This window comes from Rhizobium sp. O111 (assembly GCF_055616315.1).
The window spans coordinates 219,747-245,330 of the sequence record NZ_JBSHXL010000004.1; the positions used below are offsets into that span (position 1 = coordinate 219,747).

General features: G+C 57.3%; 23 protein-coding genes. 12 read left to right on the forward strand and 11 right to left on the reverse strand.

Annotation, left to right across the window (positions count from 1 at the left end):
• The first annotated feature begins 66 nt into the window (after positions 1-66).
• The 4 genes from ACVTFQ_RS32540 (at position 67) to ACVTFQ_RS32555 (ending at position 6,177) form a co-directional block, all read left to right on the forward strand.
• Positions 67-1,422 carry a Glu/Leu/Phe/Val family dehydrogenase gene (locus tag ACVTFQ_RS32540; RefSeq protein ID WP_161991868.1) on the forward strand — a complete coding sequence of 452 codons (1,356 nt, stop codon included), beginning with the start codon at positions 67-69 and terminating at the stop codon, positions 1,420-1,422.
• On the forward strand, positions 1,370-1,660 hold the full coding sequence (locus ACVTFQ_RS32545; protein ID WP_142859675.1) for a tautomerase family protein: 291 nt from the start codon (positions 1,370-1,372) through the stop codon (positions 1,658-1,660). Before ACVTFQ_RS32540 ends, ACVTFQ_RS32545 begins: the two co-directional genes overlap by 53 nt.
• A 172-nt stretch (positions 1,661-1,832) precedes the next feature.
• Positions 1,833-5,321 carry a pyruvate carboxylase gene (gene pyc / locus ACVTFQ_RS32550; protein ID WP_142859673.1) on the forward strand — a complete coding sequence of 1,163 codons (3,489 nt, stop codon included), beginning with the start codon at positions 1,833-1,835 and terminating at the stop codon, positions 5,319-5,321.
• Complete coding sequence (locus ACVTFQ_RS32555; protein ID WP_236774491.1) at positions 5,311-6,177, forward strand: shikimate dehydrogenase family protein; 867 nt, start codon at positions 5,311-5,313, stop codon at positions 6,175-6,177. Before pyc ends, ACVTFQ_RS32555 begins: the two co-directional genes overlap by 11 nt.
• 41 nt (positions 6,178-6,218) lie before the next feature.
• Here ACVTFQ_RS32555 and ACVTFQ_RS32560 read toward each other — a convergent pair whose 3' ends face one another.
• Positions 6,219-7,250 (reverse strand): 1-aminocyclopropane-1-carboxylate deaminase/D-cysteine desulfhydrase, encoded by a 1,032-nt coding sequence (locus ACVTFQ_RS32560; RefSeq protein ID WP_142859671.1) that lies wholly within the window; start codon positions 7,248-7,250, stop codon positions 6,219-6,221.
• A gap of 94 nt (positions 7,251-7,344) precedes the next feature.
• Here ACVTFQ_RS32560 and ACVTFQ_RS32565 point away from each other — a divergent pair, with 94 nt between their 5' ends.
• The 4 genes from ACVTFQ_RS32565 to araD all read left to right on the forward strand — a co-directional run bounded on the left by ACVTFQ_RS32565 (position 7,345) and on the right by araD (position 12,121).
• Positions 7,345-8,139: a helix-turn-helix domain-containing protein gene (locus ACVTFQ_RS32565; protein ID WP_142859670.1), complete on the forward strand. Its 795-nt coding sequence runs from the start codon at positions 7,345-7,347 to the stop codon at positions 8,137-8,139.
• A gap of 349 nt (positions 8,140-8,488) precedes the next feature.
• Positions 8,489-9,469 carry a Gfo/Idh/MocA family protein gene (locus ACVTFQ_RS32570; RefSeq protein WP_142859669.1) on the forward strand — a complete coding sequence of 327 codons (981 nt, stop codon included), beginning with the start codon at positions 8,489-8,491 and terminating at the stop codon, positions 9,467-9,469.
• Positions 9,453-10,394 (forward strand): amidohydrolase family protein, encoded by a 942-nt coding sequence (locus ACVTFQ_RS32575; RefSeq protein WP_236774489.1) that lies wholly within the window; start codon positions 9,453-9,455, stop codon positions 10,392-10,394. The genes ACVTFQ_RS32570 and ACVTFQ_RS32575 overlap by 17 nt, the downstream gene beginning before the upstream one ends.
• Positions 10,391-12,121: an L-arabinonate dehydratase gene (araD, locus tag ACVTFQ_RS32580; protein WP_142859667.1), complete on the forward strand. Its 1,731-nt coding sequence runs from the start codon at positions 10,391-10,393 to the stop codon at positions 12,119-12,121. The genes ACVTFQ_RS32575 and araD overlap by 4 nt, the downstream gene beginning before the upstream one ends.
• A 91-nt stretch (positions 12,122-12,212) precedes the next feature.
• On the opposite strand, the gene ACVTFQ_RS32585 is transcribed toward araD, so the two are convergent.
• From ACVTFQ_RS32585 to ACVTFQ_RS32630, 10 genes are all read right to left on the reverse strand, one after another.
• Positions 12,213-12,974 carry an alpha/beta fold hydrolase gene (locus tag ACVTFQ_RS32585; RefSeq protein ID WP_142859665.1) on the reverse strand — a complete coding sequence of 254 codons (762 nt, stop codon included), beginning with the start codon at positions 12,972-12,974 and terminating at the stop codon, positions 12,213-12,215.
• A 20-nt stretch (positions 12,975-12,994) separates the two neighbouring features.
• On the reverse strand, positions 12,995-13,831 hold the full coding sequence (locus tag ACVTFQ_RS32590; protein ID WP_142859663.1) for an HpcH/HpaI aldolase family protein: 837 nt from the start codon (positions 13,829-13,831) through the stop codon (positions 12,995-12,997).
• Positions 13,828-14,943 (reverse strand): mandelate racemase/muconate lactonizing enzyme family protein, encoded by a 1,116-nt coding sequence (locus ACVTFQ_RS32595; RefSeq protein ID WP_269703605.1) that lies wholly within the window; start codon positions 14,941-14,943, stop codon positions 13,828-13,830. The genes ACVTFQ_RS32590 and ACVTFQ_RS32595 overlap by 4 nt, the downstream gene beginning before the upstream one ends.
• A 31-nt stretch (positions 14,944-14,974) precedes the next feature.
• On the reverse strand, positions 14,975-15,769 hold the full coding sequence (locus ACVTFQ_RS32600) for an NAD-dependent epimerase/dehydratase family protein (RefSeq protein WP_142859659.1): 795 nt from the start codon (positions 15,767-15,769) through the stop codon (positions 14,975-14,977).
• A gap of 9 nt (positions 15,770-15,778) precedes the next feature.
• Complete coding sequence (locus ACVTFQ_RS32605) at positions 15,779-16,540, reverse strand: amino acid ABC transporter ATP-binding protein (RefSeq protein ID WP_161991861.1); 762 nt, start codon at positions 16,538-16,540, stop codon at positions 15,779-15,781.
• Positions 16,541-16,545: 5 nt separating this feature from the next.
• Positions 16,546-17,271: an ABC transporter permease gene (locus ACVTFQ_RS32610; RefSeq protein WP_142859655.1), complete on the reverse strand. Its 726-nt coding sequence runs from the start codon at positions 17,269-17,271 to the stop codon at positions 16,546-16,548.
• Positions 17,271-17,984 carry an ABC transporter permease gene (locus ACVTFQ_RS32615; protein WP_142859654.1) on the reverse strand — a complete coding sequence of 238 codons (714 nt, stop codon included), beginning with the start codon at positions 17,982-17,984 and terminating at the stop codon, positions 17,271-17,273. The genes ACVTFQ_RS32610 and ACVTFQ_RS32615 overlap by 1 nt, the downstream gene beginning before the upstream one ends.
• A 62-nt stretch (positions 17,985-18,046) precedes the next feature.
• The gene (locus ACVTFQ_RS32620; protein ID WP_142859652.1) at positions 18,047-18,808 is read right to left on the reverse strand and encodes a transporter substrate-binding domain-containing protein; all 762 of its coding nucleotides are present in this window, start codon (positions 18,806-18,808) and stop codon (positions 18,047-18,049) included.
• Positions 18,809-18,880: 72 nt separating this feature from the next.
• Positions 18,881-20,218, reverse strand: coding sequence for an aspartate aminotransferase family protein (locus ACVTFQ_RS32625; protein ID WP_142859651.1), 1,338 nt, complete (start codon positions 20,216-20,218; stop codon positions 18,881-18,883).
• Positions 20,219-20,229: 11 nt separating this feature from the next.
• Positions 20,230-21,285, reverse strand: a complete 1,056-nt coding sequence (locus ACVTFQ_RS32630; protein ID WP_142859650.1) for a phosphotransferase — start codon at positions 21,283-21,285, stop codon at positions 20,230-20,232.
• Positions 21,286-21,390: 105 nt separating this feature from the next.
• Here ACVTFQ_RS32630 and ACVTFQ_RS32635 point away from each other — a divergent pair, with 105 nt between their 5' ends.
• From ACVTFQ_RS32635 to ACVTFQ_RS32650, 4 genes are all read left to right on the forward strand, one after another.
• On the forward strand, positions 21,391-22,191 hold the full coding sequence (locus ACVTFQ_RS32635; protein ID WP_269703612.1) for a GntR family transcriptional regulator: 801 nt from the start codon (positions 21,391-21,393) through the stop codon (positions 22,189-22,191).
• Positions 22,192-22,755: 564 nt separating this feature from the next.
• Positions 22,756-24,609 (forward strand): HAMP domain-containing methyl-accepting chemotaxis protein, encoded by a 1,854-nt coding sequence (locus ACVTFQ_RS32640; RefSeq protein WP_161991860.1) that lies wholly within the window; start codon positions 22,756-22,758, stop codon positions 24,607-24,609.
• Positions 24,610-24,860: 251 nt separating this feature from the next.
• A complete protein-coding gene (locus ACVTFQ_RS32645; protein ID WP_142913685.1) occupies positions 24,861-25,061 on the forward strand; it encodes a helix-turn-helix domain-containing protein in 201 nt (66 codons plus the stop codon).
• Between the two features lie 309 nt (positions 25,062-25,370).
• On the forward strand, positions 25,371-25,547 hold the full coding sequence (locus ACVTFQ_RS32650) for a hypothetical protein (protein WP_162854294.1): 177 nt from the start codon (positions 25,371-25,373) through the stop codon (positions 25,545-25,547).
• Positions 25,548-25,584: the final 37 nt, after the last annotated feature.

The following is a 25,584-nucleotide window of genomic DNA, read 5'->3' on the forward strand; positions in this document are numbered from 1 at the left end:
ATCCCTCAGCCCGATCAAATCGACGCGCCATTTCTTCAGAGCGTTGAGGCCTATATCGATAATGCTATGACGCATCTGTCCCTTACCGAGGGGCTTGCCGAGCGGATCAAGGCTTGCAACTCGACCTACACAGTCCGTTTCGGCGTCCGGTTGCGCGGCAGAATGTTTAGCTTTACCGGCTGGCGCTCGGTGCACAGTGAGCATGTCGAGCCGGCAAAAGGCGGAATTCGATACTCGATCCACTCCGATCAGGAAGAAGTCGAGGCGCTCGCTGCGCTCATGAGCCTGAAGTGCGCGGTCGTCGACGTACCGTTCGGAGGGTCGAAAGGTGCGCTCAAAATTGATCCCACCGAATGGGATGCCCATGAGCTGGAGCGTATCACGCGCCGATTTACCCAGGAACTCGCTAAGCGCAATCTCATATGCCCGGGCCGAAACGTCCCCGCGCCAGACATGGGCACAAGTGAACAGACCATGGCCTGGATGGCGGATGAATACAAGCGCACTGGTCCATCCGACATCATGAATGCCAACGCCTGCGTTACCGGCAAGCCACTGGCCAGTGGCGGGATCGCAGGAAGAACCGAAGCGACGGGCAGGGGGGTTCAATACGCTATCCAAAGTTACCTGCGCGACGCCCAGGAAAACGGCATAGACGGGCGCCGGGATTTGCGGACCATGTCCGTTGTCGTCCAGGGATTTGGCAACGTCGGGTACCACGCAGCCAAATTCCTGAGTGAAGACGATGGTGCCAGGATCATCGCGGTCGTTGAGCGCGATGGATACGTCACCAATGCCGACGGGCTGGCCATAGAAGAGCTCAAACGCTTCCACGGTGAACATGGGACTATCCTTGGATTTCCGGGGGCGCAGAGCTATACCGACCGGGCCGCAGGTCTCGAACTTCCGTGCGACATCCTCATTCCAGCGGCTATGGAAAACGCCATCACGCTTGAAAACGTCGGCCGCATTCGAGCAAAGTTCATCGCTGAAGCAGCAAATGGACCCATCAGCTTCGAGGCTGAGCGACAGTTGTCCGATCGCGGCGTGGTCGTTCTGCCCGACCTCTTCGTGAATGCCGGCGGTGTAGCGGTGAGCTACTTCGAATGGGTCAAAAACATTACACACATCCCTTTCGGGCTGATGGAGCGCCGGCGCCGTGAGCGCAGGAATCTCCATATCACACACGCTCTCGAAGCGATGACTGAGCGGTCATTTCCGAGCGACATCCGCGACGAATTCCTGGAGGGCGGCGCGGAAATCGATCTGGTCAGGTCGGGGCTGGAGGACGTGATGCGCAACGCCTACCAGAAGATTGCCGAGGTGAAGCGCTCATCTGCGGAAATCAAGACTTTCCGAACGGCAGCTTATGTCATCGCCATCAGGAAGATCGCCGACGCTTATCAGGCTATCGGTATCTGAACCGGTCTCGCTGCAGGATCGTAGATTTAAGGAGAAGCAAATGCCCGTCATACGTGTCGATTGGCTTTCTGGCCGCAGCCAGGAGCAAAAGAAGGAAGTTGCCTCGGTGTTTACCCGGGAATTGGCCCGCATCGCCAAATGCGGACCGGACGATGTCCAGATCGTGTTCATGGACGTTGAGCGCAAGAACTGGTCCGTTGGCGGCGTGTTTGCGGAAGACCCGACACTCGAAAAGTAGCCGGTAAAGGTATCAACGAGCGAACTCCTTTGCCTTTCGCGAGATGAAAGGTGTACTTGCCGCAATCTACTCCACTGAAGAATTGGAGCCTGCGGATATCACCTCTGAGGCCGCGCAGGTTGAGAGGGGTGTGACATGCGTTTCGGGCAACGAGTTCCTCCAAGGAGACGTCATGCCAATCACAAAAATACTTGTTGCCAACCGATCCGAAATTGCGATCCGCGTTTTCCGGGCAGCCAACGAGCTCGGGATAAAAACCGTTGCGATTTGGGCGGAAGAGGACAAGCTGTCTTTGCACCGCTTCAAAGCGGACGAGTCCTATCAGGTCGGCAGGGGGCCGCATCTCGCCAAGGATATGGGACCGATCGAGAGCTATCTTTCGATCGAGGAGGTTATCCGCGTTGCGAAGCTCTCCGGAGCGGACGCGATTCATCCCGGTTACGGTCTTCTGTCTGAAAGCCCCGAATTCGTGGAGGCCTGCAACAAGGCGGGCATCACCTTCATCGGACCGACGGCGGATACGATGCGCCAGCTCGGCAACAAGGTTGCAGCGCGCAATCTCGCGATTTCGGTTGGCGTTCCTGTTGTTCCCGCCACCGACCCACTACCGGGCGACATGGCGGAAGTGGAGCGTATGGCGGAGGAGATCGGTTATCCCGTCATGCTCAAGGCCTCCTGGGGCGGTGGTGGCCGTGGCATGCGCGCCATCCGTAAAAAGGAAGACCTAGCCCGCGAGGTGACGGAAGCCAAGCGCGAGGCCAAGGCCGCCTTCGGCAAGGACGAAGTCTATCTCGAAAAGCTGGTCGAGCGTGCGCGTCACGTCGAAAGCCAGATTCTCGGCGACACGCACGGCAATGTCGTGCATCTGTTCGAGCGTGATTGTTCGATCCAGCGGCGTAATCAAAAGGTCGTCGAGCGTGCGCCCGCGCCCTATCTGAGCGAAGCACAGCGTCAGGAGCTCGCCTCCTACTCCCTGAAGATTGCGGGTGCCACGAATTATATCGGTGCGGGCACGGTCGAATATCTGATGGATGCCGATACCGGCAAATTCTACTTCATCGAGGTCAATCCGCGCATTCAGGTGGAACATACCGTTACGGAAGTCGTCACCGGTATCGATATCGTCAAGGCGCAGATTCACATTCTGGAAGGCGCGGCCATCGGCACGCAGGAATCCGGGGTGCCGAGGCAGGAGGATATCCGCCTGAATGGCCACGCCCTCCAGTGCCGCATTACGACGGAAGACCCGGAACACAACTTCATTCCGGATTATGGCCGTATCACCGCTTATCGCTCCGCTTCAGGCTTCGGTATCCGTCTGGATGGCGGCACGTCCTATACTGGCGCTGTCATCACCCGCTACTACGATCCGTTGCTTGTGAAGGTGACGGCCTGGGCGCCGCGGCCTGACGAGGCGATCAACCGTATGGATCGCGCTTTGCGCGAATTCCGTATCCGCGGGGTGGCGACCAACCTCACATTCCTAGAGGCCATCATCGGCCATGACAGTTTCCGCAACAATACCTATACGACGCGCTTCATCGATTCGACGCCCGAGCTTTTCGCCCAGGTCAAACGGCAGGACCGCGCTACCAAGCTTTTGACCTATCTCGCCTATGTGACCGTGAACGGCCACCCGGAAACCAAGGGACGCGCAAGGCCCTCGGACAAGGCGGCAAAGCCCATCGTGCCCTATATCGATGCGCCGACGCCCGACGGCACCAAGCAGTTGCTGGACAAGCTCGGCCCGAAGGGTTTCGCAGACTGGATGCGCAACGAAAAGCGGGTACTCGTCACGGACACGACGATGCGCGACGGACATCAGTCGCTGCTTGCGACCCGCGTCCGCACCCATGATATCGTCCGCGTCGCCAGCGCCTATCCCAAGGCGCTGCCACAGCTTCTGTCGCTGGAGTGCTGGGGCGGTGCGACATTCGACGTTTCCATGCGCTTCCTGACAGAAGACCCGTGGGAGCGTCTGGCGCTGATCCGCGAAGGTGCTCCCAACCTGCTGCTGCAGATGCTTCTGCGCGGGGCAAACGGCGTCGGGTACAAGAACTACCCGGATAACGTCGTGAAGTATTTTGTCCGTCAGGCCGCAAAGGGCGGCATTGATCTTTTCCGTGTCTTCGATTGCCTGAACTGGGTGGAGAATATGCGGGTCTCGATGGATGCCATCTCGGAGGAAAACAAGCTCTGTGAAGCGGCCATCTGCTACACCGGAGACATCCTCAATTCGGCGCGTCCGAAATACGACCTGAAATATTACACCAATCTCGCCCAGGAACTGGAACGCGCGGGCGCGCATATTATTGCCGTCAAGGATATGGCGGGCCTGCTGAAACCGGCTGCCGCCAAGGTTCTGTTCAAGGCGCTGCGGGAAGAAACGGGTCTGCCGATCCATTTCCACACCCATGATACGTCAGGAATTGCGGCAGCGACGGTTCTTGCCGCCGTGGATGCGGGCGTCGACGCGGTCGATGCCGCGATGGACGCCTTCTCTGGCAATACGTCGCAGCCGTGCCTTGGTTCGATCGTGGAAGCGCTTGCCGGGTCGGAACGCGATACGGGCCTTGATACCGAATGGATTCGCCGCATTTCCTTCTATTGGGAGGCCGTGCGCAACCAGTATGCGGCTTTCGAAAGCGATCTCAAGGGGCCGGCGTCCGAAGTCTATCTGCACGAAATGCCGGGTGGTCAGTTCACCAACCTCAAGGAGCAGGCGCGTTCGCTGGGTCTCGAAAGCCGTTGGCACGAAGTGGCGCAGGCTTATGCCGATGCCAACAGGATGTTCGGCGATATCGTCAAGGTGACGCCGTCTTCGAAAGTCGTCGGTGACATGGCGCTGATGATCGTCAGCCAGGACCTGACAGTGGCCGACGTACGGAATCCCGAGCGCGAGGTCTCTTTCCCGGAGTCCGTGGTTTCCATGCTGAAGGGCGATCTCGGACAATCGCCCGGCGGTTGGCCGGAAGCCCTGCAGAAAAAAGCGTTGAAGGGCGAAGCGCCCTATACCGTTCGTCCGGGTTCACTATTGGCGGATGCCGATCTCGATGCCGAACGGAAGACCATCGAGACCAAGCTGGAGCGCAAGGTCGATGATTTCGAGTTCGCGTCCTATCTGATGTATCCGAAGGTATTCACGGATTTCGCGCTCACCGCCGAAACCTATGGTCCGGTCTCGGTGCTTCCCACCCATGCCTATTTCTACGGAATGGAGGATGGCGAGGAACTGTTTGCCGATATCGAGCGCGGCAAGACGCTGGTCATCGTCAATCAGGCTTCGTCCGGCGTTGACGACAAGGGCATGGTGACGGTGTTTTTCGAAATCAATGGTCAGCCGCGCCGTATCAAGGTGCCGGATCGGACGCATGGTGCTTCCGGCTCTGCCGTGCGCCGCAAGGCCGAACCTGGCAACGCGTCGCATGTCGGGGCACCTATGCCGGGTGTCATCAGCCGCGTCTTCGTCAATCAAGGCCAGGAGGTCAAGGCTGGCGATGTGTTGCTCTCCATCGAGGCGATGAAGATGGAAACGGCGCTTCACGCCGAGCGGGATGGCAAGATCGCGGAAGTTCTCGTGCGCCCGGGCGACCAGATCGATGCGAAGGATCTACTGATCGCTTACGACCATGGGGCTGTTGGGGCTTCCGGTGATCAGTGAACTGTTAGTGCAGCAATTGCCCAACAAGGCGGGTAGCGGGGAAGTCGATAGATCGGGAAGGCCGAAAATGATCTCTGGCAGCACGAAGACTTTCTACATGATCGCTCATCCGATCCACCACGTCCGGACACCGGAGATTATCAATCCGGTATTCGAAGCGCGAGGGATCGACGCCATTATGGTCCCAGTCCATTTTACACCCGAGGACTTCAAGACCGGTTGGGAGGCGATAAGGCGCACTCAGAATCTGGGTGGGATCGTCGTCAGCGTTCCCTTCAAGGAGCTTGCATACGAACTTTCCGACGAAGTCGATGAGATGGCGCGCCCGCTTGGCGCTGTGAATGTCGTGCGCCGGACCGGCGCGGGAAAAATGGTCGCGACCAACCTTGATGGTGACGGTTTCCTTGGCGGCATGTTGAATGGCGGCCACGACGCGAAGGGACGCAAAACCCTGGTTATCGGCGCCGGAGGCGCCGGGAAGGCAATCTCATTCGCACTTGCCGGTAGCGGTTGTGCCTCATTGAGGATTACAGACGTAAACGGGGATAGAGCAGCGGCATTGGTGGATGATATCAGCAGGCGATATGGAGATCTGGATGTTGCGGTCTCGGGCAACGCTTTATCCGATGCCGATCTGGTCGTAAATGCAACGCCCTGCGGCCTCCATCCTGAGACTGATCCGCTTCCACTGGATACCGACCTGCTTCGGCCTGGAATGATCGTGGCCGACATCGTTATGAAACCGAGAGAGACCCCGTTGCTGAAGGCGGCCGTCTCCGCAGGGTGCGACGTTCGATACGGCGCGGGGATGCTGGACGCTCAGATCGATCTGATGATCTCATATTTCGGGCTATAGAGGAGCAGTCTGCGCAAAGGGCGCAGACTGCTATCCCGGCGCTACAACTCTATCTGCGCCAACCGATTGACCGATGACCAAACATTCCTCGCGTAATGTGGATCGAACAGCGCATGGTATCCGCCGGTATGCCAGAACACGATCGGCCCCTTCAGTTCGTTTCTCGACGCAAGATCCACGATGGCGGCAATCGCCTTCCCACTGTAAACCGGGTCGGTGAGTATCCCTTCTGTGGTTGCTAATAGATCGATCGCGTCGTAGACACGGGGCGACGGACGGCCGTACCCTTCACCAAGATATTTCTCTGTGAGCTTGATATCCTCTCGCCGAAGTTCGTAATGGGCGCCAATAAGGTCTGCTCCGCCGCGCGCAAAAGCAAGATATTGCCCAACGACGTCAGGGTAAACCTCCCCTGCGACGACGATCCCGCGAATATTCCACTCAGATCCATGAAGCGCATTGCCAAGGACCAGGCCCGCATGGGTGCCCCCCGACGAACTGGCATGCACGATGGTTCCGGCCGGGCGTCCGGCTTTGATCATCTGGTCGCGGAGCTCGTTGAATCCGATGGCAAAGCCGAGGCAGCTTCGCTCCGACGCACATCCTATCGGTAACCGGTAGACGCGCTCACCAGAACGCTCCAACTCCTCGACGACGCCAGCCGCCCTCCTGGAGAGTTCATGCCAATCGATATCTCCAACGAACCTGAGCTCGGCGCCCAACAATCCGTCGAGCATGAGGTTGCCGACGGGTTGTTTGGGATCGTCATGGCAAAGCACCAAGGTGCATTTCAGCCCGAGCGCGGCGCTCGCCGCCGCCACAGCGCGGGTTGCGTTGGAAAGACGTGAGCCTTCGGCCACGAGATGTGTCGCCCCCTGAGAGAGCGCGTGGGCCAGTTCGACTTCGAGTTTACGAACCTTGTTTCCGGCAAGCCCGACTGAGCCGATGTCATCGCGCTTGCACCAGACCTCGGCGCCGATGGCGGCACTAAATCGCTCCAGATATTGGACCGGAGAAACGAAGCCCCGCAGATCGAGGCGTGGAACCTGTTCAAGGGCATGCAAAGCAGACATGTAATCCTCCTGTCGCGCAGTTTCACAATGGTCTATAGTGCAAAGCGGATATCGAAATCCGGACACTGGATCATTGCAATCGGACAAAAGCGCTATGACCCGTTCACTTTGCAAATGTGCCGACCTGGATCTGGGCGACGTCGTCGCCAGGCTTGTCGAAATATCCGAAGTCACGACCTTCGCAATGGAGCGCCATCCATGGGGCCAGTTCGTGTATGCCTATGCCGGAGCAATCGAGCTGAAGGTGGAGGGAAGGAGATACGCCGCGCCGCCTGACTACGGTTTGTGGTTGCCCAAGGCGACGGAGCATCTTGCCTGGGCCGTGCCCGGAACATCCTATGCCCTCATCGATGTCGACCCTAGCTTATGTGAAAATCTGCCAACAGTTGCCACGGCTATCTCGGTCAGTCCGATTGCCGACGCTATATTCCAGGAATTGCGCAGGCGAGGAGGCTTTGATGTTGGAAGGCCCCAGAACGAGCGCCTCCTTCGCGTGCTGCTCGACCAGTTGAGTGAAGGGACTGCAAGCGACGATTTCCTTCCGTTGTCAGAAGATCGTTTCCTGTCGCTGGTCCTCGAAGCCCTGATCTGCGATCCCGGCGACAGGAGGTCGCTTTCCGACTGGGCGCGCCATGTGAATGCCACCGAGCGGACCCTGGCGCGCAGATGCCTTCGTGATCTGGGCATGACGTTTCAGGATTGGCGGCAGCAACTGCGGCTGTCACGCGCTGTTGCTATGCTGTCAGAAGGCCGTTCGGTTCGCGTAATATCAGAGGCTCTGGGTTACCGTACGCCGTCGGCCTTCATCACCATGTTCACTGCGGCCAAGGGCTGCACACCCAGCGTATACCGCGCTCAACTGGCTGCAGGACACGCCGACTGTCCCTAACGCCAGCGGTGACACAATGATCGATGGGTCGACCGTAGCTTTTCATCTCGATCAACGAACCGAACAAGGCGCTGGTTCGTGCATTCGTCATGCTGGTCAATGGACAGATGGAGAAGCTTACGACCTACTTCGACGGCGGATGATATCGGTCGCCTTTATCGTCAGTTGAACTAAGACGGGGACACTTGCTTCGAACCGGATCTCGAACGCTTTAGCCGCACCCGCTTCGTCACCTCTCTTTCGCATCTTACATTTCGCCTTGTTCTTTCGACGGTGGGCTACTTGACTCATCTATAAGCAATATTTCAATATTCCAATATATTGCAGGTCGATAGCGCGAGGGGTGTCCATGAAGGTTTGTATGGTTGGCCATGGCATGATGGGCACGTGGCACTCCGACAGCCTGAAGGAGGAGGATTGCGTGCTCCATACGTTGGTCGGGCGCGAACCCGATGACACCGCGGAGTTTGCGCAGACGTTTGGCTATCGAAAGTGGACCGTGGACTACGCGGAAGCGCTCGCCTCTGATATCGACGTGGTCATTATTGCAGGGCCGAGCGCAACGCATGCCGCCATGGCTATTGAAGCGCTCGACGCGGGAAAACATGTGCTCGTAGAGATCCCGCTCGCCATGAACTACAAAGACGCCGAAGCGGTTGTTGCCAAGGCTGAACAAAAAGGACTGGCACTCGGCGTCGTGCACCCCATGCGTTTTCGAAGCGAGCATATTGAACTCTGCAGAAGGGTTGCTGAGGGCACCGAAAGAATCCGCCACGTTCACTCGCGGCTGTTTCTCCACCGCCTTGAAAATATCGGCTCAACCGGTCTTCGAAGAACCTGGACAGACAACCTCCTCTGGCACCACGGCGCCCATCTGGTCGATGTCGGACTGTGGCTTTGCGGTGGTGGCGATCCCGAAGCCGCCGCCAGCCGGATTTCGCGGTCTTTCTCGATAATGCCGCCACCGCTTCCTCAAACGGGTATTCCGATGGAACTGGCTGCAATCGTCGAAACGGATGAGCATCAATCGATCGTGTGCACGGGATCCTATTACTCACGCGAGAGGATCTTTGATGTTTTCGCGGTGACTGATAGGGATTCTTACCGCCTGGATATCTTAAAGGGATTTATGTCAGTTGGCGGGCAAGAGCATTCCGTTCTGTCCGAACAGGACAACAATGCTCAGGTCAGTCGGGATTTTATCAACGCAGTTCGAGAGGGGAGAGCCCCTCGCGTCACCGGTCGATCTGTCCTTCCGGCTATGCGTCTTCTTCAGGACATCGAGGATCAACAGTCGCAATGGTGGGCCAATCATGCGCAAGAAAACTGATCCGATGACGAAAGATCCGGTTCTCGGCGTCGCCCACAGCGAAATTATTAGCAATGTCCCCCGGGGTGCTTGCGACTGTCACGTCCATGTCTTCGGAAATGATGCCGAGTTTCCGATGTGGAACGGCCGTTCCTACACGCCGCCGCCGGCGCCCGTCGAAGCTTTGGCAGCTCATCAACGCGCCTTGAGCTTCGATCGCGTTGTTATTGTCCAGCCGAGTATCTATGGAACCGACAATCGGTGCACACTCGACGCAGTTGCCAAGATCGGCCCCGGTGCGCGAGCGATCGCAGTGGTGGATAACGAGACGCCTTCGCGCGACCTTCAAGACCTGGCACATGGCGGCGTTGTAGGTATGAGGCTCAATCTGGCGGCCGCCGCGGCCGCAGATCTCGACAGGATTCGAAAGCAACTCTATCAAGCGATTGAAATCGCGGAACCTCTTGGGTGGCATGTCCAGATCTTCACCGAGCTCAAGATCGTGGCTGCGTTGGAGAACGATTTCAGACAGGCACCGACGCCTTTGGTGATCGATCACTTTGGCCGCGCGAACGCTGGTGAAGGTATCGAGCAGCCCGGCTTCGACGTCTTGCTCGATCTTGTCGCAGCGGGGCATGTATATGTGAAACTCTCCGCACCCTACCTCGTGTCGTCATCTCCAACGCAAGACGACGTTATGCCGCTCGTTCGAGCACTGGTTCGCGCCAATAGCTCCAGGCTCCTCTGGGGATCGAACTGGCCACATCCAGGTGCCGGCACCGGGATCCCTGCGGAAGGGATCGTTCCTTTCCGCCCGATCGATGACGGGGCAGCAATCGACAATTTCGCCTCGCAGCTGAACGACCAAGAGGTCTTCAGGCGCATTCTCGTAGACAATCCGGCAAAGCTGTTCGGCTTTTCGGATACGGATGGATTGGTCCCATGAAAAAGGCTCCCGAAACGTTGAGAAGCGCCAGATGGTTCGCTCCTGACGACCTCAAAGGGTTTGGACATCGATCGCGCATCATGCAGATGGGCTACGATGTGGAAGACTGGGCCGGGCGGCCTGTCATCGCGATCATCAATACATGGTCAGATATCAACCCCTGCCACGCCCACTTCAAGACCAGGGTCGACGATATCAAGCGGGGTGTGTTTCAGGCTGGTGGCTTTCCGATAGAGCTGCCTGCGCTTTCGCTGTCAGAAAACTTCGTGAAGCCCACGACCATGCTTTATCGAAACATGCTCGCTATGGATACCGAAGAGCTTATTCGATCGCATCCAGTCGATGGCGTGGTGCTTATGGGCGGCTGTGACAAAACCACGCCCGGATTGATAATGGGAGCGATCAGCGCGGGCGTCCCGGCTATCTATGTTCCTGCGGGACCAATGCTCCGCGGCAATTGGAAAGGCAAGACGCTTGGCTCCGGTTCGGATGCCTGGAAGTTCTGGGATGAACGCCGTGCCGGGAACATTACCGACAAGGACTGGCAGGATATCGAGGGTGGCATCGCAAGAAGCCATGGCCACTGCATGACCATGGGTACGGCGTCAACGATGACGGCCATCGCCGAATCGATAGGCATGACGTTGCCCGGCGCATCGTCTATCCCGGCCGCTGACGTCAACCACATCCGCATGTGTGCCGAAGCCGGGCGCCGCTGCGTCGATATGGTCTGGGACGATCTCACACCTTCCAAGATCTTGACCCGCAACGCCTTCGACAATGCCATTGTGGTTTCGATGGCCATGGGCTGTTCGACCAATGCGGTGATTCATCTGGTCGCCATGGCACGTCGCGCAGGACACGATGTGACCCTCAACGACTTCGACCGGGCAAGCCGCATCATCCCCGTCATCGCCAATGTCCGGCCGAGCGGAGATACTTACCTGATGGAGGACTTCTATTACGCCGGCGGGCTGCCAGCGCTTATGAAGCGTCTGGAGGCCAGTCTGTTTCTTGAAGAACGCACCGTCAACGGCAATACCATCGGTGAGAATATTGCCGGCGCCGAGGTCTACAATGACGATGTCATCCGGCCGCTGGACAATCCGATCTACGCCGAGGGCGCGCTGGCGGTCCTCAAGGGAAATCTTGCCGAGGACGGCGCGGTCATCAAGCCGAGCGCCTGCTCCCCGCAATATCTCAAGCACACCGGTCCAGCTCTCGTCTTCGATGATTTTCCTGCCATGAAGGCCGTCATCGATTCTGATGATCTCGAGGTGACCGCAGATCACGTGCTGATCTTGCGCAATGCGGGACCTCAAGGCGGGCCAGGCATGCCTGAGTGGGGCATGCTTCCAATACCGAAAAAGCTTGTGAAGCAGGGTGTCCGTGACATGGTGCGCATTTCCGATGCGCGGATGAGCGGGACCAGTTATGGAGCATGCATCCTTCACGTGGCGCCGGAAGCATACATCGGCGGCACGTTGGCCCTTGTCAGGACTGGCGATATGATCTCGATCGACGTCCCCAACCGGACGATCAAACTGGAGCTAGACGATGACGAGATCGCTCGCCGCCGCGCCACATATCAACCGCTCCCGCCACGTTTTACCCGAGGGTACGGAGCAATGTTCTCGAAGCACATTCAGCAAGCTGACAAAGGCTGCGACTTTGACTTCCTGGAATCGGCTTACGGCGGCCCGACCGATGAGCCCGCGATATTCTGATTGCGGTTCCAATCGGCTTCAGCTGTCGCAACGGGAAAAGTCCCGGCGCATCGAGCGCCGGAACCGAAGGATTCTTGATTAGCCGGCCTGCTCAGGCAATCGTTTCGAACAACGCCTCAGAGAAGATCGCAGGCTCCTCCCACATGGGATAGTGGCCGCATCCCTTCAGCACGCGGAGTTCGAAATCAGGGAACCAGGAACCGATCGTCTCGCGCAGCCGTTCCGGCACCGCACCTGGATCCTTCTCGCCGACGATCACACGCACTGGCACGCGAGCATTCTGAATTTCTTCGGCAAATCCTTTGCCGGTCCACGATGCCATATAGGCTTCCAGCACGTCGGGACGGGTGCCAGCGAGGCTGGTGTCGCGCAACCTTTCGACCCAGTCATCGGATCGGATGCCGCCGGTGTTTGCACTGATCAGCTTCTTTCTTGCGTCGGGGTCGCGCACCGCGGCCAGCAAAAGCTCCCTGCGCTGGTCATCAATCCTTGCACCCGAAGCTGGCACAGGTGCCAGCAGGATCGCCGAAAGAAGCCTCTCCGGAATATCAATGGCCAGACGCTGCGCCGACATCCCGGCCATTGAGTGTCCAATAACATGAAAGCGGTGCCATCTAAGTCGATCGGCGCAGGCGACAATGTCCGCTGCAATCTGCTCGACAGTATAGGGGCCGTCTTCCTGAATCCGACTGCCATAGCCGCGCGCATCCAGAAGCGCGAAGCTGTAGCGTTGCTTATCGATCAGCGGCAGGAACGGATCAAACAGACGGTGATCGCCCATCCATCCGGTCACCGCTATTATCTGAGTTGTGCCATTCCCGACAACCTGTGCCGGCGAAACGTTTACTGTCATTTTTGATTTTTTCTCCCGTTTCAGTATGTGCTTTTGCCGCCTGATTGCTTCGTGGGCTCGGTTGCCCCGGTTGACCTTGATGCGCTCCTCAGATCACGGAACGTTTTGACACTCGCGGCAGCTGCGCCCGCCAACAACCTGACATCGTTCGAGACCGTGACCATGTCGAATCCCCATTCTGCAGCTTTGGCTGCATAGGTTGGCGTTCCGCAATGAAGTGCCGCGCTGATCCCGGCGCCGTGCGCCGCACTCAAGATCCGCTTGATGTTCTCGATCAACTCTGGTTCTTCCCGATCGAAACCGGTCGGGTATTTCATGCCCGTGAGCCCGATCGTCAGATCGGCAGGTCCGATATAGACACCGTCGAGACCGGGTGTCGCGACGATCTCATCGAGATTTCTCATTGCTTCCGCTGTTTCGATCATCGCAAAGCAAAGTACCTGATCGTCTGCTTCCTGGCCGTAATTGGCGCCCGCCGAGATAGCGGCGCGGGACGGTCCAAAGCTACGAACTCCTTTCGGTGGATAGCGAACGTAGGACACGAGCCTTTCAGCCTCGGCTCGCGAATTGATCATCGGGCAGACAATGCCGTAAGCGCCGGCATCAAGAGCCTTCATGATCAGGGCAGGGTCGAGCCAAGGAACACGAATAAGCGGGACGACGCCGCTTGCTCGCATCGCCTGCAGCATGGAGACCGCCGCCTGGTAGTCGACAATCCCGTGCTGCAGGTCGATCCCGATACTGTCGTAGCCTTGCTCGGCCATAATTTCCGCCGAAAAGGCATTGGCGATTGAAAGCCAGCCGTTGAGGACACAGCCACCCTCCGACCAGATCGTTTTGATGGCGTTGGCCTTCATTGATAGCGGCTCCCTAATACTCGACCGTATTTCTTGACGACATCCAGATCGGGCTCGAAGCCGATTCCGGGTTGGTCCGAGACGCGGATCATGTCGCCGTTACGAATACCCTCTACGTCGGCAAGCCAGGCTTCCGGTTGAACAAAATTGTACTCCAGCGCGGTGATCGATGGACGTGCAGCCGCAACCTGTAGCGAGGCATAAAAGCCTGGGCCGAAGTATGGGGAATGCGGCATGAGCGTCGTATTGGCCGCATCTGCCAGATCCACAATTCTCAGATACTCGGAAATCCCGCCAACTTTGGTCATGCTCGGCTGCAGAAAATCGACAGCGCCTGCGTTCAAAGCTTGCTCGATCTGGAAGCTTGTGCACCAGTTTTCACCGGCGGCGATATTCAACCCCTTGCCGCGGAGCGCAGCCAGTGCCGAAAAATCCTCAGGTGGGTAAATCGGCTCTTCCAGCCACGTGAGAGCGAGCGCCTTCAGTTCGGCAAGGTTGTTCTCAATGAATTCGCGCGACCAAGCACAATTGACATCGACGCAGATATCCGTGTGATTTCCCACCGTCCTCCGGCATGCGGTGATCGCAGGCAGCGTGATCTCATGCAGTTTGATGCGGTTGAAACCCGCGTCCGTCACCTGCTTTGACGCATCGACCACGAGGTCGTGCTCAGCATACCGAACCAGGCTGGCGTAGAAGGGAATTTCGTGGCGGACCTGGCGCTCTCCTGCCAGGAGCTGATAAAGCGGCTTTCCGGCTCGTTTCGCCTTGAGATCCCATAGAGCGATGTCAACACCGGAAATCGCGAAGATCGTCACTCCGTAACGCCCGAACATATGTAACTGGCGCTGCGTCTTTGCATTCCACGCTGGAATGTCATCGATCTCCGTCCCTACCAGAAGCGGCAGGATCAAGCGATCGATCACGGATTTGGTGGCGTCTATCAGCGAATAGCCAAAGCCTTCACCCCACCCGACATTTCCGAGCTCGTCCTCCAATCGCACAAGAGCAAATTCCAATGTCTTCCAGGCGGTAGGCATTATGCCGACCCCCGTTCCGCGCAGTGCAAAGGGTATCTCGACAAGAAAAACTTCGGCCGATATGATCTTCATATATATTCCTCCCCGTGATTAATCTCTTGCTCTAGTCACGCGTCGGTGCGGGCAGCGGGTTAACGGCAAAAAAACCGCCCACTTTCGTCGTCGCCTCGGCGGGCAATTCCGATAGCGATCGAAACTCCTCGGCTCTGTGGTCACCGGCGAAATCCTGCGGCCGATAGCCGAGCTGCTCGGCGCGGATGTTGTCGAACACGGCGTTCGGGCAGTTCGACACGGAATAGACGACGTCACATCCGATCTCGGGATGCATTAATCCGATCTCGATCAGCTGGACCATGTCCCGTCCACTGGTCCAGATCCGTTCGCGCCGGCCGTCCACCACTTTGGGATCAGCATTGCCTATGCGCAGGAGCATGGTCTTGATGCCGTAGCGTTGGGCATACATTGCGCTGGCAGCTTCGCCAAAGGCTTTGCTCAGACCATAATAGCCATCGGGCGCGGGCGTAACAGAATGGTCATATTGACGAGCGGAAGGATACTGACCAACAATATGATGACTGCTGGCGAAAACGAACCGGCCCACTTTCGATGCCCGGCACGCTTCAAGCAGATAAAGAACAGCGCGATAGTTCGGATCAAGCGTATCCTCGAAGTCGACATCGGGCCCGACCAATCCGGCGAGATGCACAACGCCATCGACACCTCGCACGACCTCCCGGCAGAACGCCGCGGATGTGAGGTCACCGATGACTTTCTCCTCTCCGACCTCAGTGGCAAAGTCATTCCGCCCCGTGACCCTGAGCATATAATTATCCTTCATCAGGGGACGGATCAGTCGGCCGACATTTCCAGCGGCTCCGGTAATCAGGATCGTTTTCATGGTGTTGGCCTAGTGCAAGAGCTGTCTGAGGAAGGCCCGCGTACGCGCCTCCCTGGGATTGTCGAAAAACGCGGCGGGCCGCGCGGTCTCCACGATCTTTCCATCTGCCATGAAGATCACACGATCGGCGACCTGTCGTGCAAATCCCATCTCATGGGTGACGCAAAGCATGGTCATTCCGCTCTCAGCGAGATTGACCATGACGTCGAGAACCTCCCGGATCATTTCCGGGTCGAGTGCGGAGGTCGGCTCATCGAAGAGCATGATTCTCGGCTTCATCGCGAGAGAACGGGCAATAGCGACGCGCTGCTGCTGGCCGCCTGAAAGTTGTCCTGGATACTTGTTAGCCTGTTCAGGGATCCTCACCTTTTCAAGGAAGCCCATCGCCACATCGTTGGCCTCGGAACGCGACATGCCCCGCACCGACCTGAGCGCCAGGGTGCAGTTCTCGAGGATCGTCTTGTGTGGGAACAGGTTGAAGTGCTGAAACACCATTCCGACCTCCCGGCGAACGGCTTCAATCTGCTTCCGTTCGTTGGTCAACTGAACGCCCTCGACCAGAATCCGCCCCTTCTGATGTTGCTCGAGATGATTGATGCAGCGGATCATCGTTGATTTGCCCGATCCCGAAGGCCCCGCGATGACAATCCTCTCTCCTTCCTTCACCTGAAGGCTGATGTCCGTCAGGACCTGGTGGTTGCCATACCACTTGGAGACGTTGTCGAACTCCACGGCGCAGTTGGCAGACTTTTCGGCCATCGAAAGCTCCATATTGGTCACGCCTGCACGACAACCGGCGGCTTACTAGCCGGCGCGACACGATGGCGGAGATGTCGGGTAAGATACAATTCGAGAACGCCCCACAGCCGACGGATCGTTTCCACCATCATCAGGTAGAGAACAGCGGCCCATATATAGACCTGGAAATCAAACGATCGCGAGAAGGCCAGCTTCGTGGCCTGCATCAGCTCAGGAACAGTGATAACGCTTGCGAGGGCCGAAGCCTTCAACGAAAGGATCAACTCGTTTCCAAGCGGGCGCAACGCAATGATCATCGCTTGGGGGAGAAGGATCTGGAAGAACGTCGTTGTTTGGCTGAGGCCAAGTGAGTTTGCGGCTTCAAGCTGACCGCGGGGCAGGGAGCTCAGCGCGCCCCGCAGGATTTCAGCCTGGTAGGCGATAGTGTTCAAGGTGAAAGCGAAGAGCGCGCAGAAATACGCATCCCGGAACAGCCACCAGACTCCAAGGGCTGTCAGTTCAGAACGGATCTGACCTGCACCATAGTAGATCAGGAATATCTGCCCGAGCAGCGGGGTTCCGCGAAAGAAGACGATATAGGCCTTGGCCAAATAGCGAGGAATTGCATAGCTGCTGTTGCGCACAATGGCGAGCGGGAGAGCAAACACCGCGCCGATAAGCGCTGAGGTCAGGACAAGCTGGAGCGTGACAACGAGGCCCCAGAGGATTTTCGGACCGTAATTCGACAAAAGCTCGAAATTCATCAACGGCCTCCCACAATCCCGCGATTGGATCGCGCTTCAAGCAGGCCTATGGCGCCCGACGAAATCATCGAGACGGCGAGATAGATCAGACAGGCGACGGCATAGAAAAACAGCGGTTCCTTGGTATTCGCGACGGCAAGATTAGTCTGACGCATTAGATCCGAAAGCGAGATAATGGAGACCAATGACGTATCTTTAAGGAGCACGAACCAAAGATTGCCCAGGCCGGGGAGGGCAAGCCTCCAGAGCTGCGGGCCGATGACGCTTGCAAAAGTGCGCCACCGCGACAGACCAAGGGCTGCGGCAGCCTCGTGCTGCCCACGCGGAATCGAGCGCAGCGCAGCCACAAATGTCTCGGAGGCGAAGGAGGCGAAAACGATACCGAGAGCGATCATACCAGCGATAAATCCGCTGAATTCTCCAAAAGGGACACCGAACAGCAGTTGTGAAACACTTTGCAGGACCATTCCGCCGCCGTAGTAGATGATGAACAGCGTGAGCAATTCCGGCAGCGCGCGAAATGTCGTCGCAAAGACAGTTGCCGCGCCGGCAAGCCATTTCCGCTTGCCGTTGATCAACAGTGCGAGACCCAAGCCGAGCAGAAGTCCGAACGGAAGCGTGGCGAGCGCCAGCCTGATCGTCAACGAAAGCCCTTCGAGCAGCGGTCCGCCCCAACCTTCAGGGTCTAATGAAAGTAAATGAAGAAGATCCACCCGTCGTCTCCCGAAAAGATCAATGCCCGGCCATTGCTGGCCGGGCGCCAGGATGATCGGTCTCAATAAATCGAGAAGGGGAAATACTTCGCATTGATGGTCTTGTAGCTACCATCGGCGAGGATTTCCTTCAGCGCGGCATCGAGCTTCTCACGCAGTGCCGTATCCTCCTTGCGGACACCAACACCCTTGCCGGCGCCAAACAACGGGTCACGCAGATCGTCGCCGACCAGTTCGCAGCAGGACCCGTCCGACGACTTCTTGAGCCATTCGTCGAGCAGGATCTTGTCGGACAGGACAACATCAAGGCGACCAGCGGCCAGGTCGGCGCTTGCATCATCAACGGTTGTGTAGGTCTTGATCGTGGAATCTTTGTATTTCGCTTCAAGGAAATTCTGCTGCGTCGTCGACCCCTGGACCCCGATCGTTTTGCCGGCGAGAGCGGCGGGCGAGATATCGGTGACCTTGGCATCCTTCGGAGCCATGAACTTCGCAGGCGTGTCGTAGTATTTCGCGGTGAAGTCGATCTTCTTCTTGCGCTCTTCGGTGATGTTCATCGAAGCGACAATGGCGTCGAACTTGTGCGCGACAAGAGCGGGGATCATGCCGTCCCATTCCTGAGTGACGATCTCGCACTTGAGCTTCGCCTTTTCGCAGAGCGCGTTGGCGATGTCGACGTCAAAGCCGGTCAGCTTGCCGCCTTCGACATAGTTGAACGGAGGGTAGACGCCCTCGGTGGCGATCTTGATTGTGTCTTCCGCGTGCGCGGTAGAAATCAGCGTGAGCGCCAGCGCGCTGGCAGTAGCGATAAGCGAGAGTTTCATGTCATTCCCCTTTAGGAAGGTTAAGGATGGCGCGGGTTTTCCCGTCTTTTGTTTTTGCGTAGGCCCGAGGGCCTACGAGAGTTCGGCGAGTACCTCGTCCAAAGCGGACAAGAAGAGGTCGGCGTTTTCCACGGTGAACGGCAAGGGAGGACGAATCTTCAGGACATGCCCGAATGAACTCGAAGCGCTGATCAGCATGCGCTTTTCACGAAGTCCATTCACAACGCCAAGCGAGAGTTTGCCGTTCGGCGTCTTCGACTTGCGGTCGGTTACGAACTCCATACCCATGAACAGGCCTGCACCGCGGACCGCGCCGATTTTTTCGTACTTGTCCTGGAGTTTTCGCATGCCGCCGACCATGTATTCACCGATCTTGGCGGAATTCTCCATCAGCTTCTCGTCCTTGATGACGTCGAGAACAGCCTGCGCGGCGGCAATGGAAACCGTATTGGCGCCGAAGGTGTTGAAGTAGCGGATATCGTTGCCGAAGCGCTCCAAAACTTCCGGCTTAGCTGCGACGCCGGCGATCGGCATGCCGTTACCCATCGGCTTGCCCATAACCACGAGATCGGGAACGATGCCGTGGCGTTGGAAGCCCCACCAATGCGTACCGGTGCGGCCGAACCCGGGCTGAACTTCGTCAGCGATGTAAAGGCCGCCGGCGGTGTGAACGACGTCGACCGTCTTCTTGAGGAAACCTGCTGGTTCGGTCAGGATGCCATCGGTCGAGAAGATGCCGTCTGCGATGAAGGCCGCAAGCTTGATACCATGGCGCTGCATCGTCTTGATTGCGTCTTCGACGCGCTGGGCAAACACTTCGCCAACGTCCTCGCCCTCGCTGCGATACTGGTCCGGAGCGTCGACCACATAGACATGCTGGCCGATAGGGACATTCGGACCCATCGAAGGCGAGATCTCGGCGACGGCGGTCGTCAGCCCGTGATAGGCATTGGCGGTGACGATGACACCGGTACCGCCGGTATAGTAGCGAGAGATGCGCAGTGCCAGGTCGACGGCTTCGCTACCCGTGCAGGTATACATGACATTGGCGATTTCGCACGGATACGTCGCGAGCAAGTCCTCGGAATATTTGAGGATCGAGTCATGCAGGTAGCGGGTGTGCGTGTTCAGGATAGCGGACTGCTTGGCTATGGCATCGACGACGCGAGGATGGCAGTGACCGACGGAGGGGACGTTGTTGTAAACGTCCAGGTAAGCATTGCCCTCTGGATCATAGAGCCAAACGCCTTCCCCCCGCACGACATGTACCGGGTGCTCGTAGAAGAGCTTGTAGGAGGGGCCGAGAAGCTTTCTCCGGCGCGCGATCAGCGCCTGTTCATCGGCGGGTAGCTTGTCAACGGTGCTGGGATCGAAACCGTTGATCATATATGCGGAAGCGGATGAGGACATCGAACGTACTCCTAGAACGACAATGCGCGAGCAAGCATGTCTGCTGCCCGGGAATGGGGGATTTCGGCGAGACGGTGAAATTGGAGCCAGGCCTGCGGTGTATTGCGCAGGATGTAGGCGCGGTTTTCCGGGAACCGGACAGCCCGCCATTCGGTTATTGCGATGCGCATGACCGTGCGTGCGACAATGGTCGTAAACAGCACGTCGACTTCCTCGGCCAACAACGCGCGTCTGCCATGGAAACCCGTGAGGAAATCGCAAGCCGCAGCCATAGGATCATCGGCCTCGGTCAACTGGTAGGCCGCGGCCACCGCGGCATCAAAGATAACCGGTGTGCGCACCATGTCGCCAAAATCGATGATGCCAACGACTCGGTCGGTTTCATGAGGGTCGACGACGACGTTGTCGCTGTTGAGATCGTTATGGACCACTTGAGCGCGTAGGGAAGGAATTTTCGGAACGACTTCCATCGCAAAGCGATCCACCCAACTTAGGAGCTCCGCCGCTTTGGACGCATCCTTGATCTCATCGATCATCGGCTTCAGGGAGAGCGTGTTCTTGAGATCCCATGTTGAAAAGTGGTCTTCAGCCGGGTGACGGAAATCTTCGAGCGCTTCTTGCAGACGTGCCAGGCTTGCTCCGATATTCCGGCGCTGCCGACAGGTTTGCGGACTTTTACGCTGCAGCTCGCCCTTGGTGAATGTAACAAGTCGCACGGCGCGACGGTCATCGGGGCCATAATCAATCTCGAAATCCAAACGTCCATCACGAGTAGGGACCACCCGTTGGACCGGCATCCCCGGATCCCGTTCCTCGACATGCCGTAGTGCCATCGTGTGCATGTTCGTGACGGCGGGATCTTCCCCTGGATTAACGACTTTCAGCAAATACTCGTCTCCACCTTCGGTGGAGATACGGAAGTTGCTGTCTTTCTCTCCAGAGAGACGGTGGGCTCGAACTCTGAGACCGTAGTGCTGAAGCGCTATGTCCACGGCCTCGTCAGAAGTCAGCAGAGTTGATTTCGCGGTGAGGGCCGGCGTGACTGGATTTCGCTTTGATTGGAGCATTCATGAGTTCCCTTGCCCTTCGTTACCGATATATTGGTATATAAATATTCTGTTGGCAAGCGAGAATCTCCGGATGCACACCGACAAAAGTTTTGGAGTGTTCCGATGTATTGGTATATTGTTTGGAAAATCGCCGCGTACGCGCGGCTGTCGGAGAGTATCCCAGAGGTGACCGTGGATCAAATCGTGCCGTTGTTTTCCCCCGACCAATTGGATGGTCGGACATCAAAATCGGCGCAGGTGTACGAACTCCTACGCAATGCGATCATCTCGCTGAAGATGCCGCCGGACAGTGCCGTGGTTGAAAAGGATATTTGCGCCCAGTTGGGAATTTCACGAACACCATTGCGCGAGGCAATCTTACAGCTAGCGAAAGAAAGTCTGATCAAAATCGCTCCAAGCGACGGAACTTTCGTGAACAAGATCATCCTCCGGGAAGTGTTGCAGGGCCAGTTGGTCCGGGACACGATTGAGATGCGATTGACACAGCTGGCAGCCCGGAATTTCAAACCGGAGTATGAAAAAGAGTTCGAATTGGCGCTGTTCAAGCAGAAAGCCGCGGCGAAGAGGAAGGATGTTGATGAGTTCTTCGCGCTCGACAACGAGTTCCACAGACTGATATGTGAAACGGCTGGCTTTCCAGATGCGTGGCTGGCGATCCACAACGCAACAGGACAACTCGATCGCGTGCGCAGGCAGGCTTTCCCCCTTGAGAGCCATTATTCGGTCGTTTTCGATGAGCACCGTGAGATCTACGAGCGGATAAGGAAGCGCGACGAGGCGGGCGCTGCAGCGGTTTTCCAGGTGCAACTGGACAGCACTTTTCCGTCCATCCAGATCTTGCGAGAAAAGCGACCGGACCTGATCAGCGGGGACGCCGATATCTCGGTCACCGACATTCGGTGATGCGAGACTTATTGACGGAACTGGGGTGCTGCCGAACATCGCGTCGGCAGGAGAAAGCGACGGTGGCTTCGTTCCCGCGATACTGATGCGACGCCTTTCTCGGCTCTGATCTTAATGCGCGCCCAGCGCATCACGATTTGCGTATAGGCCCCGAGCCCTCGCTTCGATGTTGAATTAAGGCACATATTGAGAATACGGCCTGAGTCCCCACTTTGTTCGCCCATAGGCTCGCCGATAAACGCTTCCAGCAAAAGTACGGTGCGATAATTCGGTTGGAGCGTATCATCGAGGATCACTCGCAAGGCGAACGATCTTCGTAGATCTCCTGGCGGGTAATCTCGTTGAAGCCTTGGACGCGATTTGCGAATTCCTCCCACTGTATATCGAGAAATTTGCGTCAGGAGACGGTTGTGCCTTGCTTGGTTCTGGCCTCAACAACCTTCCGACAGCACTCATGATCCCAGTCATAAGCAATTTCGACGCACGCCATTTCGATGTGACGGTTCAATGAAAATTTACTGGTCATCGTCAGTATATCGATATATCAATACGTGGGGGTGCGTGATGAAAGTATATCTTCTTGAGTGCCTGACAAAGCCGATGACCACCATCTCGCTATCGATGCGTGCAAAAGTCGGGATGGCCATGGGGTTGCTACTTCTCAGCACCATTGGTCTGGGTGTCGCGGGGTTGGATCGATTAAACGCCGTGAACGCGACGGCGACGTTGATAGCGAACAAATGGCTCCCGTCCGCACAAAGCCTTGGAATGCTGGCCGCCCGCTTCGAGACCGTACGGTCACGTCAATTGCAGCTTCTTCTCTCGGGTGAGGATGATCGCACAAAGGCCGAACGGGAACTCGAAACCGGTCTGCTCGATATGTCTGACTCCATTAAGGAGTACGGAGCGCTGGCGGTCGGTGATGATGAAACCAAGAACTCCGATAACATTTCCCTCACTTACGACGCTTACATAAAATTCACAGCGCCTCTGGCTGGAATGCTTTCAGGTGGCGACTCGGCTGGAGCGCATGACCTACTGCTCGGCCAATCGCAGCCCTACCTGAAAGGGATTCGAGATGCGATAAAAAGGGGCCAGCGATACCAGAAAGAAAACTCATCATCCGCTGTTGTCTTAGGCACGAGAGCAGCCAAAGAGGCTAACTTATTCTTTGTAGTCGGTTTGGCTGTGGTGACCAGTTTGTGCATTGGCGCATTCGCGTGGATGCAGTCGCGTGTTGCATTCCCGATCGTTAGGCTCACGAACGCGATGCAGGGTCTGGCCACAGGCAATCGAACGATCGCAATTCCCGGTCTCACGCGGCGAGATGAGATCGGTTCAATGGCTCAGGCGCTGGCATTTTTCCGTAAAGCCCTGGATGAGCGCGAAATTCTTGAAAATGAACAGAGGCGATTACACGATGATACTGATCATCGCTTGCGCTCGACGGAACTGGCATTCGAGGCTGCCAGCATTGAGCAGCGCCGAGCCCTGTCAGTACTTCGTGACGGGCTGGTCCATCTGTCCAGGGGCGATCTAACGATCCGGATCGACCAGATTCTTTCAGCTGAGTACGAGGATCTGAAGACAAATTTTAATGACGCGGTTGAGGCATTGGAACAAACGGTCGCTTCCGTCGTCGAGACGGTCGTCGCTGTAAACCAGACCGCCGCTCAAATGACCGCCATCTCTAATGAACTGGCGAGGCGAACTGAGCAACAAGCAGCTTCTGTCGAGGAGGCCGCGGGTGTACTGTCGGAAATTACCTCTACGATCGGGCGGACCGCGGCCGGAGCCTCCAATGCCAACGAGGTTGTCCGGTCAGTCCAAACGGAGGCGAAGCAATCCGAAGCGGTCGTCGAGGATGCGGTCGCTGCGATGGGCGAGATCGAGGGGTCATCGTCGCAAATGTCGCAAATTATAGCAACAATCGATCAAATTTCGTTCCAAACTAATCTTCTGGCGCTGAATGCTGGCGTTGAAGCAGCGCGGGCCGGAGAGGCCGGAAAAGGATTCGCAGTGGTCGCTGCCGAAGTTCGTTCGCTCGCCCAAAGCTCGGCAAGCGCGGCTAAGGAGATCAATAACCTTATTTCGACCTCGGGAGGGCAGGTTGCGCACGGTGTTGAGCTAGTCGCGAAAGCTGGAACGACTCTGAAGCTCATCGCATCGCGCTTCGAACAAATTGCGCAAATTGTCCACGAAATTTCCGTCGGCTCAAATCATCAGGCGGAAGGCTTGCGCGGCGTTAACGCAGCCGTCGATCACATTGACAAGATGACTCGAGAAAACGCTCATCTGGTGGATGATTGGAACAAAACCGTGCAAGAGATCCTGCGCAGGTCACAAGTTCTAAAGGTTGCCGTGAGCGGCCTCACCCTTCGATCGCGGGCGAGTTTCGAAGAGAGGATGATCGCGTGATCTCCAGGCTGTCCAGCTCCGAGAGTACAACAAGTTCCATAAATCGCATTATGCGAGATGTTATAACGTTACATGAAAAGGAGCGAAGAAGAGATTTCGACTTTCCGAGGCACCTTGGCTGCCGTCGACCAGGTCCCGGCGGCAGCTCTTTTTGTTGGGGCGTCGCCAACTCACCTCCACCGATGTTTCGATGAGGGCACTCGGTGCCACGCTCTCCGCCGACCACGGCGCAACCAACCGCGATTTTTGTCATGAAGGAATGGATACTTTCGCCGCTTGAAAAGAGCTGCATCCGATGGATTTATCGAGGCAGAACCGTCGCCGAGATCGCATCCCTCGAGGGTAAGAGCGTTGTTGATATCGAAAACTGCCTGCGAAGTGCTTTACGCACGCTGGAGGCAAAATCGATCGCGGAGGCGCTCCAGAAGGCGAACCTCCCTAACCCCGATTGAGGGGCAAATCACTCCCGACGCCCGCTCTTGACTTGAAAACGGAAGCGATCTTGTTGCCGAGAGCCGCGGGAAGCGTCTGGCTCAAATGCGAATGCCGTACCCGACAGAGCGTTCCAGCTGGAGCAAACCAATCCCGCTCTTTTGGATGGCGTCCTGGCCCGGTGCCGGATCTTCCACGATCAACCCGCAGGGGGTCCGCTAGCAAGCTGCGGCCGCTCCGGCTTCGCCTCGCGGTGATCGCGCCCGTCCTCGGGCCTTGTGAGGAGCCATCGAGCGGGAATTGGCCCGCTCCCGATGGAGCCACTTCAAATGTCGCACGATCTTTCTCTCGCCCAGTCCCACGCCTTCCAGCTTTCCCGCGACCTGATGGTCCCGGTCACTCTGTTCACGGTCGACGGCGAATACGGCGTCCTTCCGTCCGACGAAATCGACGCCGACGACGATCTGGAGATCGTCCATGAATTTTTCCCATGGGCGGCTCATTGAGCCGCCGTTCCTGAGTGCCGCTTGCGAGCGGCAGGCC

Coding starts and splice junctions, on each gene's coding strand:
- ACVTFQ_RS32620 (WP_142859652.1), bottom strand. CDS start 18,808: ATGAAACTCTCGCTTATCGCTACTGCCAGCGCGCTGGCGCTCACGCTG.
- pyc (WP_142859673.1), top strand. CDS start 1,833: ATGCCAATCACAAAAATACTTGTTGCCAACCGATCCGAAATTGCGATC.
- ACVTFQ_RS32645 (WP_142913685.1), top strand. CDS start 24,861: ATGAAGGAATGGATACTTTCGCCGCTTGAAAAGAGCTGCATCCGATGG.
- ACVTFQ_RS32625 (WP_142859651.1), bottom strand. CDS start 20,218: ATGTCCTCATCCGCTTCCGCATATATGATCAACGGTTTCGATCCCAGC.
- ACVTFQ_RS32570 (WP_142859669.1), top strand. CDS start 8,489: ATGAAGGTTTGTATGGTTGGCCATGGCATGATGGGCACGTGGCACTCC.
- ACVTFQ_RS32600 (WP_142859659.1), bottom strand. CDS start 15,769: ATGAAAACGATCCTGATTACCGGAGCCGCTGGAAATGTCGGCCGACTG.
- ACVTFQ_RS32650 (WP_162854294.1), top strand. CDS start 25,371: ATGTCGCACGATCTTTCTCTCGCCCAGTCCCACGCCTTCCAGCTTTCC.
- ACVTFQ_RS32630 (WP_142859650.1), bottom strand. CDS start 21,285: ATGCTCCAATCAAAGCGAAATCCAGTCACGCCGGCCCTCACCGCGAAA.
- araD (WP_142859667.1), top strand. CDS start 10,391: ATGAAAAAGGCTCCCGAAACGTTGAGAAGCGCCAGATGGTTCGCTCCT.
- ACVTFQ_RS32585 (WP_142859665.1), bottom strand. CDS start 12,974: ATGACAGTAAACGTTTCGCCGGCACAGGTTGTCGGGAATGGCACAACT.
- ACVTFQ_RS32560 (WP_142859671.1), bottom strand. CDS start 7,250: ATGTCTGCTTTGCATGCCCTTGAACAGGTTCCACGCCTCGATCTGCGG.
- ACVTFQ_RS32640 (WP_161991860.1), top strand. CDS start 22,756: ATGAAAGTATATCTTCTTGAGTGCCTGACAAAGCCGATGACCACCATC.
- ACVTFQ_RS32610 (WP_142859655.1), bottom strand. CDS start 17,271: ATGAATTTCGAGCTTTTGTCGAATTACGGTCCGAAAATCCTCTGGGGC.
- ACVTFQ_RS32605 (WP_161991861.1), bottom strand. CDS start 16,540: ATGGAGCTTTCGATGGCCGAAAAGTCTGCCAACTGCGCCGTGGAGTTC.
- ACVTFQ_RS32635 (WP_269703612.1), top strand. CDS start 21,391: ATGTATTGGTATATTGTTTGGAAAATCGCCGCGTACGCGCGGCTGTCG.
- ACVTFQ_RS32540 (WP_161991868.1), top strand. CDS start 67: ATGACGCATCTGTCCCTTACCGAGGGGCTTGCCGAGCGGATCAAGGCT.
- ACVTFQ_RS32575 (WP_236774489.1), top strand. CDS start 9,453: ATGCGCAAGAAAACTGATCCGATGACGAAAGATCCGGTTCTCGGCGTC.
- ACVTFQ_RS32595 (WP_269703605.1), bottom strand. CDS start 14,943: ATGAAGATCATATCGGCCGAAGTTTTTCTTGTCGAGATACCCTTTGCA.
- ACVTFQ_RS32565 (WP_142859670.1), top strand. CDS start 7,345: ATGACCCGTTCACTTTGCAAATGTGCCGACCTGGATCTGGGCGACGTC.
- ACVTFQ_RS32590 (WP_142859663.1), bottom strand. CDS start 13,831: ATGAAGGCCAACGCCATCAAAACGATCTGGTCGGAGGGTGGCTGTGTC.
- ACVTFQ_RS32545 (WP_142859675.1), top strand. CDS start 1,370: ATGTCATCGCCATCAGGAAGATCGCCGACGCTTATCAGGCTATCGGTA.